Annotated in this window: 12 protein-coding genes; 9 read left to right on the forward strand and 3 right to left on the reverse strand. The window is 70.8% G+C overall.

The window, feature by feature from the left end; all coding sequences use genetic code 11:
* Window positions 1-74 precede the first annotated feature (74 nt).
* The 3 genes from OG896_RS00115 to OG896_RS00125 all read left to right on the forward strand — a co-directional run bounded on the left by OG896_RS00115 (window position 75) and on the right by OG896_RS00125 (window position 2,381).
* Window positions 75-680, forward strand: coding sequence for a SigE family RNA polymerase sigma factor (locus OG896_RS00115; protein ID WP_329361141.1), 606 nt, complete (start codon window positions 75-77; stop codon window positions 678-680).
* Window positions 677-985: a hypothetical protein gene (locus OG896_RS00120; protein ID WP_329361143.1), complete on the forward strand. Its 309-nt coding sequence runs from the start codon at window positions 677-679 to the stop codon at window positions 983-985. Before OG896_RS00115 ends, OG896_RS00120 begins: the two co-directional genes overlap by 4 nt.
* A gap of 307 nt (window positions 986-1,292) precedes the next feature.
* On the forward strand, window positions 1,293-2,381 hold the full coding sequence (locus OG896_RS00125; RefSeq protein ID WP_329361145.1) for an alpha/beta fold hydrolase: 1,089 nt from the start codon (window positions 1,293-1,295) through the stop codon (window positions 2,379-2,381).
* A gap of 175 nt (window positions 2,382-2,556) precedes the next feature.
* Here OG896_RS00125 and OG896_RS00130 read toward each other — a convergent pair whose 3' ends face one another.
* Window positions 2,557-3,201: a peptide deformylase gene (locus OG896_RS00130; RefSeq protein ID WP_329361147.1), complete on the reverse strand. Its 645-nt coding sequence runs from the start codon at window positions 3,199-3,201 to the stop codon at window positions 2,557-2,559.
* A 1,162-nt stretch (window positions 3,202-4,363) separates the two neighbouring features.
* Window positions 4,364-5,428, reverse strand: a complete 1,065-nt coding sequence (locus OG896_RS00135; protein ID WP_329361149.1) for a 5-methyltetrahydropteroyltriglutamate--homocysteine methyltransferase — start codon at window positions 5,426-5,428, stop codon at window positions 4,364-4,366.
* Between the two features lie 691 nt (window positions 5,429-6,119).
* On the opposite strand from OG896_RS00135, the gene OG896_RS00140 reads away from it, so the two are divergent.
* The 3 genes from OG896_RS00140 to OG896_RS00150 all read left to right on the forward strand — a co-directional run bounded on the left by OG896_RS00140 (window position 6,120) and on the right by OG896_RS00150 (window position 7,956).
* Window positions 6,120-6,359, forward strand: coding sequence for a hypothetical protein (locus OG896_RS00140; RefSeq protein ID WP_329361151.1), 240 nt, complete (start codon window positions 6,120-6,122; stop codon window positions 6,357-6,359).
* Between the two features lie 377 nt (window positions 6,360-6,736).
* The gene (locus OG896_RS00145) at window positions 6,737-7,270 is read left to right on the forward strand and encodes a GNAT family N-acetyltransferase (RefSeq protein ID WP_329361153.1); all 534 of its coding nucleotides are present in this window, start codon (window positions 6,737-6,739) and stop codon (window positions 7,268-7,270) included.
* Window positions 7,271-7,386: 116 nt separating this feature from the next.
* Window positions 7,387-7,956: an amidohydrolase family protein gene (locus OG896_RS00150; RefSeq protein ID WP_329361155.1), complete on the forward strand. Its 570-nt coding sequence runs from the start codon at window positions 7,387-7,389 to the stop codon at window positions 7,954-7,956.
* Between the two features lie 137 nt (window positions 7,957-8,093).
* On the opposite strand, the gene OG896_RS00155 is transcribed toward OG896_RS00150, so the two are convergent.
* Window positions 8,094-9,245 (reverse strand): acyl-CoA dehydrogenase family protein, encoded by a 1,152-nt coding sequence (locus OG896_RS00155; protein WP_329361157.1) that lies wholly within the window; start codon window positions 9,243-9,245, stop codon window positions 8,094-8,096.
* An 80-nt stretch (window positions 9,246-9,325) separates the two neighbouring features.
* Here OG896_RS00155 and OG896_RS00160 point away from each other — a divergent pair, with 80 nt between their 5' ends.
* From OG896_RS00160 to OG896_RS00170, 3 genes are all read left to right on the forward strand, one after another.
* A complete protein-coding gene (locus OG896_RS00160; RefSeq protein ID WP_329361159.1) occupies window positions 9,326-10,066 on the forward strand; it encodes a TetR family transcriptional regulator in 741 nt (246 codons plus the stop codon).
* A gap of 101 nt (window positions 10,067-10,167) precedes the next feature.
* Window positions 10,168-10,764 carry an alpha/beta fold hydrolase gene (locus tag OG896_RS00165; protein ID WP_329361161.1) on the forward strand — a complete coding sequence of 199 codons (597 nt, stop codon included), beginning with the start codon at window positions 10,168-10,170 and terminating at the stop codon, window positions 10,762-10,764.
* A 40-nt stretch (window positions 10,765-10,804) separates the two neighbouring features.
* Window positions 10,805-11,299: an NUDIX domain-containing protein gene (locus tag OG896_RS00170; RefSeq protein ID WP_329361163.1), complete on the forward strand. Its 495-nt coding sequence runs from the start codon at window positions 10,805-10,807 to the stop codon at window positions 11,297-11,299.
* Window positions 11,300-11,355 lie beyond the last annotated feature (56 nt).

Genomic DNA, 11,355 nt, shown 5'->3' on the forward strand with positions numbered 1-11,355 from the left:
CGCCGCCGACCGGACGGCAGCCGGCCCTCACGGCGCCAGGACGTCGCCATCCCGCCCGCGGGAACAGGGTGTTGATGGCTGCCGTCCCCGCCTGGGAAGGTGCTTTCCGCCGTACCCCGTGGCGATGGCTGCTGGCCCGGCTCTCCCAGGACCGCGACAGGTCGGACCTCAGGAGCCGGCCGTCCGGCACGGCGGCGGAGGAGATCGACGCGCTGTACCGTCACCGCAGGCTCGAACTCGTGCGCCTGGCCGTCCTCCTGGTCGACGACATCCCCACGGCCGAGGACGTCGTCCAGGAAGCCTTCGCGGCCGTGTACCGACGTCACGGCGACACGCTCGACGACCTCGCCGACCCCGAGGCCTACATACGGCGCAGCGTGGTCAACACCTCCCGGGACGTGCTGCGCAGGAGGCGCACCGTGCGCGCCTACATCCCCCCGCGCGTCATGCCCGCACCGCCGCCGGAGGAGGAGGTGCTCCTCAGGGAGGAGCACCAGGAGGTGCTGCGGGCGCTGAGGTTGCTCACCGTGCGCCAGCGGGAGGTCCTCGTCCTCAGGTACTGGTCGAACCTGTCCGAAGCGGACATCGCGGCGACCCTGGGCCTGTCCCAGGGCGCGGTGAAGTCCACGGCGAGCCGAGCGCTCACGGCTCTGGCCGGAAGACTGAAGGAGATGTCGTGACCGCCGTCGAGGACCGTCTTCGCGCCGCACTGCACGCCCGGGCCGACCAGGTCACCGCGCTCCGCCCGACCTTCCGGCCGTCGACCCGCACACGGAGGGTCGCCCACCCCGGGCTGCGCAAGGCCGCGGTGGTCCTGCTGGCCGCGGCGGTGACGGCCGTCCTCCTCGTGCTGCCACGGCTCCTCCCGCACAGCGCCCCGTCGGCTCCCGCCGACACCTCCCCACCGGCCGGCCCGAGCAGCAGCGCGCCGCCTTCACCCGCGTGGCCTCCGCCGGACGAGGCGCCCCGACCTGTCGCACCGTAGAGCAGCCCAAGTCGCAGCCGGGCCCGAGGGTCGCGGGCCCCAGTCGGGCGCCCCGGCCTCGGGCCCGCCCCGTGCGGGCCCGAGGCCCGGCTGCCGCGGACGGTGTCCGCTCCGGCTCGCTCCCGCCGCGCGCGACTCACCGTCAACTGACTGATGTGGATGGCCACGCCAGAGGCGACAGTGATGAACCGTCGGCCTCGCGGCGCGGCGGTCGGAGCACACGGCCGGGCGGAGGCGGACGCTTTGCACAAGGTCGCCTGCTGCGCGGGCCGGCCACCGATACACACGGGACACAGAGGGTTTTCACATGATCGACAGGCGTACCTTCGGCAAGGCCATCGGCGTGGGCACCGGCGCGGCGGCCATGGCCATGACCGGTCTGGGCACCGCGAATGCCGCCGGCAGCGGTGCGGCCGCCCAGCGCGGCAGCAGCACGAAGGGCACGGGCATCCCCGCCTCCACCGTGCCCCCGGTCGTCCCCGGCACGCACACCGCCTTCCCCGCCGTCAAGCAGGTCAAGGCGGGCCTGCTGGACGTCGGCTACGCGGAACTCGGCCCGTCGCACGGCCCGGTGGTCCTGCTGCTGCACGGCTGGCCCTACGACATCCACAGCTTCGTCGACGTCGCCCCGGCGCTGTCCCGGCTCGGCTACCGGGTGCTCGTCCCCTACCTGCGTGGCCACGGCAGCACCACGTTCCTGTCCCCCCGGACGCCGCGCACCGCGGAGCAGTCCGCGGTGGCGCTGGACATCATCGCGTTCATGGACGCCCTGCGCATCGACCGGGCCGTACTCGCCGGCTTCGACTGGGGTTCGCGCACCGCCGACATCATCTCCGCCCTGTGGCCGGAGCGGGTCAAGGCGCTGGTGTCCACCAGCGGCTACGTCATCACCGACGTCGAGGCGCAGAAGACCCCGGCCGCGGCGGCCGTCGAGCACAACTGGTGGTACCAGTGGTACTTCTCGACTGACCGCGGCAAGCAGGCCATGGAGAACGCCGACGAGTGCAAGGCCCTGTGCCGCCTGGTGTGGCAGATCGTCTCCCCCAACTGGAACTTCGACGACGCCACCTTCGAGCGCACCGCGCAGGCGTTCACCAACCCCGACTACGCCGCCACCGTGCTGTTCAACTACCGCTGGCGTATCGGGCTGGTGGAGACCGACCCGCGCTACGTCCGCTACGAGAAGCTGCTGGCCGCCGCTCCCAAGATCGGCGTCCCCACCATCACCCTCGACCCGGCGCTGGACCCCTTCACCCCGGCCGGCGACGGCGCGAACTACCGGACGTACTTCAACGGCGCGTACGACCACCGCACGATCCAGAACATCGGCCACAACCTCCCGCAGGAGGCGCCGACCGTGTTCGCCCAGGCCGTCGTCGACGCCGACCACCTCTGACTCCCACCCGCGACAGCCGTCCCCGCGCGCAGCCGCCGGCCGACGTCATCGTGCCGGACCCGTGGGCAGCGCTGCTGGACCGCTGAGGCGGAGCCGGTACGACGGCCCCCACCACCGCCCCGACGGGCGACGCCGCCCCTCCCGGGGTCGTCGCCTGTCGGGGCGGTCCGTGGCGTCACGGCAGCTCGAAACCCAGCGCCCGGGCGGCCGCCTCGGGGGTGGGCTGCGACCAGTGCTCGGCCACGGCCTCGTTGGTGGACAGCGACCGCGACAGGGCCGAGTCGAGGTAGAGGACGCCGCCGAGGTGGTCGGTCTCGTGCTGCACGATACGTGCCGGCCAGCCGCTGAACACCTCGTCAACGGACCGGCCGTGCTCGTCCTGTGCCCGCAACCGCACGCGCCGGTGCCGGGCCACCACCGCCTGCCACCCGGGCACGCTCAGACAGCCCTCGAAGAACGCGGCTCGGGTGTCGCCCTCGGGTTCGTAGACGGGATTGACCAGCACCCGGAAGGGCAGCGGGGTGCGTTCGCGCGCCTCCAGCGCCTCCGGCGAGCCCGGCGCCGGATCTTCCACCACCGCGATGCTCAACGGGATGCCGACCTGCGTCGCGGCCAGTCCGACGCCCGGGGCCGCGTGCATCGTCTCGCGCAGCGCGGCCACGAACCGGTCGAGCTGCGCGTCGTCGAGCTGGCCGTCGTACGGCTCGGCGACTCCGCGCAGGACGGCCTCGCCCGCGGCGACGATGGGCAACGGTCCGCCGGCTGCCAGGAGTTCCTCCACCCGGTCGGGCAGGGACATGTGTGTCGCGGAAGCAGTCATGCGGGTCAGCATGCCAGCCGGGCGGGCCCGGGTGTGCCGGGGGCGCGCGGCGGGGCACGGTCCGAGCGCGGGCGGACCGTACGCGCGCGTCGCGTGCGCAACTGCCCGCGGGCGGGCCCGTGCGCAACGGTGCCCGCGTGGCCGGCCGCACACCCCCAGACCTCAGTCATCTGACGTACGAAGTTCCCCGCACCCCTCCCCCGACCTGCTCCGCCCCCGGTCGGCGGCGTGTGCGGAGGCCGCCCGGTCCCGCTGCCTTCCGACGAGAACCTTCAGTCATTCGACTCTGGCCGCCATCGCGCTGCCTGAACGATGCTGAAGCGGTCGCCCCTGTACCGGTGCCGGGTGATCGGCATGCTCGGAGGAACCCAACCGTGGACCGTACTCCCGTCGTCTTCATCCACGGCGCGTGGCTGCACACGCTCGCCTGGGAGTCGTGGGTGGAGCGCTTCGCCGGCCGGGGGTTCCTCGCCTTCGCCCCCGGCTGGCCGGGGGAGCAACCCGAACTCCGGGACGTACGCCGGGACCCCGAAGAGTTCGGCGACATCGGTCTGGACGCGCTGACGGACCACTACGCCCGGTTCATGCGGTCGTTGGACGTCCCGCCGGTCATCATCGGCCACTCGGTCGGCGGGCTCGTCGCCCAGCACCTCCTCGGTGCCGGCCTGGGCCGAGCCGCGGTGGCGATCACCCCCGCCCCGATCGACGACGTCCCGCTGCCCGCCACCCCGGACCGGTGGTGGACCCCTGACGGCGCGGACGGCGACCACCGGCTGGTGTCACTGTCCGCGCGAGGGTTCCACCAGGTCTTCGCCAACACCGCGGGGGCGCGGGAGTCCGGCGCACTTTTCGATCGGTACGTGGTGCCGGCCCCGAGGCGGCTTCTCGCCGACCTCGGGTGCGCGGGCACGGCGCGCAGCTCCCGTGCGGTGGTGGACGTCGCCAACGCGCGGCGCGGGCCGCTGCTGCTGGTCTCCGGGCAGGAGTCGCGAGGCACCGAGCGGCCTATCAGTCAAAGCCACACGTACGGCATGAGCGCTTTCAGCCACACCCAGGCCCCTGGGTCTCCCGATCGTACGAAGGACCGGAATCAACCCACCAACAAGGTAAGGAGCGCTTCACCTGGCGACGCTCGCCGAGTGAAGCGCTCCGTCGGACATGACTACAGGCCGAGGGCCTCGGCGGCGAGCTCGGTGCCCCGCAGGCGGGCGTCGATCTTGGCGAAGGCCAGGTCCCGCGAGGTGGAGGTGTCGTCGGCGAAGGGGGCGAAGCCGGCGTCGTCGCAGGTGCCCAGCTGGTCCACCGGGATGTGCCGGGCGGCCTCCAGGACGCGGTCGCGTACTTCCTCGGGGGTCTCGACCCTCGGGTCGATCGGGTCGATGACGCCGACGAACACCCTGATCCCGGGACGCAGTTGGTCGGCGATCATCCGCAGAACGCGCTCGCGGTCGGGCTCGCCGGCCAGTTGGAGGTAGAAGTTGCCGACCGTGAGCCGGAACAGTCTGGGCAGCAACCCGGCGTAGTCGACGTCGAGGCTGTGGGTGGAGTCGTCGTCGGCGCCGGGGTCGGTGTGTACCCCGAGGCGTGCCCGTTCGTCTTCGGTGAACCGGCCCAGGACCTTGTTGTTGAGGGCGACGAAGTCGTCCAGGACACCGCCGGAGGGGTCGAGCTTCAGCGACAGCCGGCCTTCCGTGAAGTCCAACTGCACGCGGTGCGCGCCCGCGTCGAGGCATCCGCGGATCTCGGCCTCGGCCTCGTCCGCGAGGTCACCCAGGAACGCCTCGCGGGAGTACCCGTCGATGCCGTCGGGCGGGTAGAGCAGGCTCAGGGCCGAGGGGGCGACCACAGACTGCTTGACGGGGAGGCCGGTACGGGCGCGGGCGGCGCGCAGGTAGGTCTCGGCCCGGACCTGGTAGCGGAACGGTCCGCCGGTCAGGACGGGCAGCTGCCGGGTGTGCCCGTCGGCGAAGGGGATGGTGACCCCGTCGGTCCCAAGGCCCGCGAGGCCGGTGAGGGGGTACGTGAGGGAACTGGGCTTGCCCTGGTCCCCGTCGACCAGGACCTGGCTGCCCAGCTTGTCCAGCCGGTCGAGAGTGTCGGCGACAGCTTCGCCTTGGACGCCCGCCAGCTCCGCGTCGCTCAGGCGCCCCGCGGCGTGTTCGGTGCGCGCCAACTGCAGGGCGGGTGAACGGGGAAGGCTGCCGATCGGCTCCGAAGGAATGCTCATGATCCACACCCTAGAAGTCACCGGTATGCCCCGGATCGGGAGCGAAATCCGCCCGACGGCGGTCGCTCCGCGAATCCCGGGGCGTTCGGCGGAGCCTCGTCACCGCTCATGAACCAAGAGGTTCACCCGTTCGGGCTTCTGACGGAGAGTCGCGGGTTGACTTCTTGTGGTCGGACAGCCGGATTCCACCCGGCGCGCCCGGGGAAGCCGCCGGCACCAGCAGAGCGACAGCCCGTGGACGCTTCCTCCTCACCGCCCGCCGGTACGGCCAGGGCGCTGTCGTCGTTCCCGACGGCGGCCTCCAACGCGGCCAGGGCCCGTAGGTGCTCATCGTCGGTCAGCTCAATGTCGTCCACGGCCTCGGACCGTACGCGCCACCCGCCGGCCACCACGGCTGGTACGACCCAAACCACCCGCCCGGGCCGCCGGCGGGCGCCTCGTGGACTTCGCACCGGGCGGGAGAGCCGCGGCGTCAGGCAGGTGTGCCCGTGGGACTTGGTGGTGACCACCATCGGGACGGACTCAGAGGACCAAGCTGCGGCAGGCTGGATCATCGCCGACGAGATCATGCGGGCGCGCACCGACGTGGACGACCTCGCCTACCGGCTCTGGGGCAACAGAGCCCTGGGCCCTCGGCGGCACCCCGCTGGTCGGCCCCGATCGCGAGCACGTCCTGCTGTACGCCGCCCCGGTGTTCGAGGCCAACAACCTCACCGGCGTCACCGGCTACGTGGGCGAGTGGCTGTGGTATCTCTCCACCCGCGATCTTCCCCCCGGGCCGGGCCGCAGCGTGGAGATCCTGGACCCGCCCTCGTCGACGGTGAGCGGCAGCGGGCCGGACGGGCTGGTGATCCACCGGGTGCCCGGCAGTGAGCTGGGGTTCGTCTTCCGGTTGTGGGAGATGAAGGAGTTCACCGCGGAGAAGACGTAGCCGAGTGAGAGACGGTAAATCGTTCGGTGTAGCTCCCGATCATTTGACAGACCCGTACAGGGCAGAGGGTGAGGGCAGGAAGATCGGGGGGCTGGCGTCGTTGATGTCCGGGGACAGTGTTTGTCGACGGTTTCCGAAGGCAGTTAGTGATCAACGAGATCGGAGATGTCGAGGAGAAATGACGGCACTGCCGCGTCCGCGAAGCGGGATGTCGGCGTACAGGTCAGTGCCCTACCGGGTACAACCGAACGTGCACAGGTCCAAGACGACGCATAGGGATTGATCTCGGTTGTCCCGTATATCGGGCGTCCAGGATCGGCAGGACCGACCGCGCCCCGTGGCACGACGGCGCGTGCGCCCGTGAGATGGTTGCCGTCATGACAGTTGGCGCGCCGGGCGGCGAGGTTGTACTCGAGACGAGTCGCCTGCTGCTCAGACCTTGGCGGGTAGCCGAGGCTGTCGTCCAGCGTGAACTGTGGACCGAACGTGATCCACGAGTGCCGCCGCACCGTCGAGTCGACGCTGACGGACACCCCACCGTCGCGGAGCTCGAGGATTCGATCCGCACCAACGAGGTCTGGTCGACCGGGTTGCTGGCAGTCGAACGGAAAGCCTCTCGTGACGTCATCGGCTACTGCGGGCTGGTCGACAGCGGGCGAGAGCCGGCAGGGGAACCGGAACTGGCCTTCGAGCTGCTACGCCGAGTTTGGCGTCAGGGATACGCGACCGAGGCCTCGTTGGCGGTTGTGGAATGGGCGCGATCGTCTGGGTACGAACGTCTGTGGGCCACGGTCTGGGACTGGAATACCGCTTCTCGCCGAGTGCTGGCCAAGATCGGGTTCACCGAGACCGATCGGAAGGAAGTGGACGCGGTACACGGGACCACCTTGTTCACCACGAGACGGCTCTGACAGGGTTCATACTGACCCGCATCAAGGGCGCCCTGGAGAAGGCCGGCAGCGGACCCGACGCCCTGGCCCACATCTTCGAGAACATCTTCGACGAGCGGCGCCCGCTGTGGCAGCTGATGTGGTCGGGTGTCTTCGACCGGTTCCCCGCGCTGCGCGTGGTGTTCGTCGAGATCCGCAGCTACTGGATTCCGCCGACGCTGGACGCGCTGACCCGCAAGAACGAGGAGGCCGGCGGCATCCTCAAGCTCACGCCCTGGGAGTACTGGGAGCGTAACTGCGCGGTGACGCCCACCTTCATGCGGCTCACCGACCTCGACGTGCGCGAGAACGTCGGGATAGACAAGGTGATGTTCGGCAGCGACCACCCGCACGCCGAGGGCACCTGGCCCAACACCGAGGACTTCCTGCGCCTGGTGCTCGACGACATCCCGGAGGGCGACGCGCGTGCCATCCTCGGGAGCAACGCGATCGACTTCTACCACCTCGACCGCGCGTACCTGGAGGGCCTCGGCGCGAAGTACGGCCCGAAGCCGGCGGAGATCCTGGGTCAGGCGCACACCGTGGACCCGGGCGTGGCCGAGCACCTCAACAACCGCAACGGTCTCAACAAGAAGGTCTCCTACGAGGATCAGAGGACCGAGGACGCCGTCGTGGAGGATGTCGTCAAGGCACTCGCCCAGCGGTAACCCCGTCGTCCGGATGCCGGTCCGGCGACGATGAGTACGGTGTGGGACCGGAGGGCTGGTGGCCGCGTGACGGCCACCAGCCCTCCCCCGTGTCACCGGCCTTCCGTACGGCCGGGCCGTTCGTGGTCGACGGGTGTCTACCGCGTGCCGGGCAGGTTGCGGGCCATCACGATGCGCTGGACCTGGTTGGTGCCCTCGTAGATCTGGGTGATCTTGGCGTCGCGCATCATGCGTTCGACGGGGTAGTCGCGGGTGTAGCCGTAGCCGCCCAGCAGTTGGACCGCGTCGGTGGTGATCTCCATGGCGGCGTCGGAGGCGTAGCACTTGGCGGCGGCGCCGAAGAAGGTCAGGTCGGGGTCGGAGCGTTCGGACTTGGCGGCGGCGGCGTAGGTGAGCTGGCGGGCGGCTTCCAGTTTCATGGCCATGTCGGCGAGCATGAACTGGATGCCCTGGAACTCGGCGATGGCCTTGCCGAACTGCTTGCGTTCCTGGACGTATCCCTTGGCGTAGTCCAGGGCGCCCTGGGCGATGCCCAGGGCCTGGGCGGCGATGGTGACGCGGGTGTGGTCCAGGGTCTTCATCGCGGTGGCGAAGCCGGTGCCCTCCGCGCCGATCATCCGGTCGGCGGGGATGCGGACGTTGTCGAAGTAGACCTCGCGGGTCGGGGAGCCCTTGATGCCGAGCTTCTTCTCCGGGGCGCCGAAGGACACGCCCTCGTCGTCCTTCTCGACCACGAACGCCGAGATGCCCTTGGAGCGCTTGTCGGGGTCGGTCACGGCCATCACCGTGTAGAACTGCGAGACACCCGCGTTGGTGATCCAGCGCTTGACGCCGTTGAGGACGAATCCGTCGCCGTCGCGTACCGCGCGGGTCTTCATCCCCGCCGCGTCCGAACCCGCCTCCGGCTCCGACAGCGCGTAGGAGAACATGCCCTCCTTACGCGCCAGCGCCCCCAGGTACCTCGCCTTCAACTCCTCCGACCCCGACAGCTGCACCGGCATCGACCCCAGCTTGTTCACCGCCGGGATCAGCGAGGACGACGCACACACCCGCGCCACCTCCTCGATCACGATCACCGTCGACAACGCGTCCGCCCCCGAACCGTCGTACGCCTCAGGAACATGGATCGCGTGCAGGTCGTTCGCCTCCAGCGCGTCCCGCGCCTCCTGCGGAAAACGGCCCTGCTCATCGACCTCCGCGGCGAACGGCGCGATCTTCGCCTCGGCCAGCGACCGGACGGCATCGCGGAGCATCTCATGCTCCTCGGACAGGCGATACAGGTCTGACATAGCACTCCCCAGAATGGCACTCAGTGCCGATATTTTACACACTGAGTGCCACAGGGGAAGGGAGCCTGTACGTTCGTGCCATGAGCGATCGCCACGATGAGCCGTTTCCCGACGTCCCCGGCGGAGCCGGTGGCGCGGAGGGCCAGGAGAAGACCCCGATCAGGGATCTGCTCGTGGCCGCCGCGTTCGAGCTCTTCGCCGAACACGGCTACGACGGCACGACCGTCGACGACATCGTGCGGCGGGCCGGCGTGGGCCGGCGGTCCTTCTTCCGGTACTTCCCCACCAAGGAGGAAGTCGTCTTCCCCGACCACGAGGGCGCGTTGGCCGACATGGTCGGCTACCTCGACGAGGGCGCCCACGACCCCGACCCGGTCGGCCGCGCCTGCGGTGCGGCCCGCCTGGTCATGCGCATGTACGCGCAGAACCCCGACTTCTCGGTCAAGCGGTACGCCCTCACCCGCAAGGTGCCCGCGCTCAAGACCCACGAGACGGCCGTGGTCTGGCGGTACGAACGCGCGCTGGCCGCCTACCTCGAACGCCGGTTCTCCGCCCTGCCCGACGGGGGCGCGCGGGCGTACACCGTCGCCGCGAGCGTGGTCGCCGCGCACAACTACGGCCTGCGCAGCTGGCTGCGCTCCGGCGCCCGCGGCGACGTGGCCGCGGCCGTCGACCAGGCCCTCGACCTGGTCCACCGCACCTGGGGCGACACCGGGGAGACCCTCGTCCTGGTCACCAGGAGCAGCACCCCCCTGTGGCAGATCGTCCAACGACTCGAGGGCGCCCGACGGGAGGGCGATCAGGAACCGCGTTCCCTCTGAAAGGGGCACTCAGTTCCCTCCTGCGAGGCGGCGAGGTCGTCCGCTCCGAGGCGCTCACGTGCAACCCGTGTGCTGGCGTGGCCGGCGGCGCGCAGGCGATCATGGCCACGGGAGAAGTGGACGCGCTGCCGGATCGGGGGCTCATCGTGAACGGTGTGGTGCTGGTGCACGGGCTGTACCACGACCCGCGGCACTTCGACCTGGTGGTCGCGGAGCTGGCTGCCGCCGGAGTCGAGGTGGCCGTCCCGGAACTGCATCGCGGCTCGCTCGCAGCCGACACCGCGGCGGTGCAGGCCGTCGTGGACGCCATGGCCGAGCCTCCCCTGATCGCGCTCCTCGCGTCCGCCATCGTGCGCGACGACGACGGCCGGACCCGTGTGGACGCCACGGCGGCCGTGGAAGCGTTCTACGCGGACGCCCCGATCGAGCGGGCGGCCTGGGCCACGTCATTGCTGCGGCCCCAGAAACCGGGATGCGGTCGGGGCGTGCCTGCGCGCCAATCCTGGCGGAGCACACCTTCCACCTACGTGACCTGCGCTCGGGATCGCGCCGTTGACCCCGACCTTCAGCGGAGGATGAGCAGGCGCTGTTCCCGCGCGCTGACCTGGCACACGAGTCACTCGCCGTTCGTCAGCCGGCCCGGGAAGGTCGCGGCTCTCCTGCGGAGCCTGCTGCTCCCCGCCGACGGGCACCCCTGACAGCCGATCCGTTGGTGCGGTGGGCGGTTAGTGTGCCGGGATGCCGTCCGTGAAGCTGCGTCCTGCCGTCCGTGCGCTCATCCTCGACGAGCAGGACCGCATCCTGCTGTGCCGTCACGTCCTTTCGCGGCCCGCGGGGAGGGTGGTGTGGGCGGCCGCCGGCGGCGGGATCGAGCAGGGCGAGACGCCCCTTGCCGCGCTCCGCCGTGAGGTGCGGGAGGAGGTGGGCCTGGTTCTCGGGGCCGATCCGCCGCACGTCTGGCACCAGGAAGCCGTGGGCCCCGGGTACGCCGCGGGCTACGAGGGGGTCAGCAACGACTACTTCCTCGTGCGCACCACCACGTTCACTCCCCGCGGGTCCCTGTCCGACGAGCAGCTCGCCGCGGAAGCCATCCGCGGTCTGAAGTGGTGGCACCTGCGCGAGATCGCTTCGTACGCGGGCAGCGATCTCTTCTCCCCCCGCGACCTCGCGACTCCTTTGACCGCGCTGGTCGCCACCGGCCCTCCGGCACGGCCGGTGCGGCTCGGCGTCTGAGCAGGCAGCCCCGCATCGGCGGGCGGGCGGAACCCGCTTTCGCGGGCGGGCGGTTC

This window comes from Streptomyces sp. NBC_00669, assembly GCF_036226785.1.
Taxonomy (GTDB): Bacteria; Actinomycetota; Actinomycetes; order Streptomycetales; family Streptomycetaceae; genus Actinacidiphila.

What these genes read in the sequence shown, in the direction of transcription:
- OG896_RS00115 (WP_329361141.1), top strand. Translation starts at nt 75, where the DNA reads ATGGCTGCCGTCCCCGCCTGGGAAGGTGCTTTCCGCCGTACCCCGTGG.
- OG896_RS00125 (WP_329361145.1), top strand. Translation starts at nt 1,293, where the DNA reads ATGATCGACAGGCGTACCTTCGGCAAGGCCATCGGCGTGGGCACCGGC.
- OG896_RS00130 (WP_329361147.1), bottom strand. Translation starts at nt 3,201, where the DNA reads ATGACTGCTTCCGCGACACACATGTCCCTGCCCGACCGGGTGGAGGAA.
- OG896_RS00135 (WP_329361149.1), bottom strand. Translation starts at nt 5,428, where the DNA reads ATGAGCATTCCTTCGGAGCCGATCGGCAGCCTTCCCCGTTCACCCGCC.
- OG896_RS00145 (WP_329361153.1), top strand. Translation starts at nt 6,737, where the DNA reads ATGACAGTTGGCGCGCCGGGCGGCGAGGTTGTACTCGAGACGAGTCGC.
- OG896_RS00150 (WP_329361155.1), top strand. Translation starts at nt 7,387, where the DNA reads ATGTGGTCGGGTGTCTTCGACCGGTTCCCCGCGCTGCGCGTGGTGTTC.
- OG896_RS00155 (WP_329361157.1), bottom strand. Translation starts at nt 9,245, where the DNA reads ATGTCAGACCTGTATCGCCTGTCCGAGGAGCATGAGATGCTCCGCGAT.
- OG896_RS00160 (WP_329361159.1), top strand. Translation starts at nt 9,326, where the DNA reads ATGAGCGATCGCCACGATGAGCCGTTTCCCGACGTCCCCGGCGGAGCC.
- OG896_RS00165 (WP_329361161.1), top strand. Translation starts at nt 10,168, where the DNA reads ATGGCCACGGGAGAAGTGGACGCGCTGCCGGATCGGGGGCTCATCGTG.
- OG896_RS00170 (WP_329361163.1), top strand. Translation starts at nt 10,805, where the DNA reads ATGCCGTCCGTGAAGCTGCGTCCTGCCGTCCGTGCGCTCATCCTCGAC.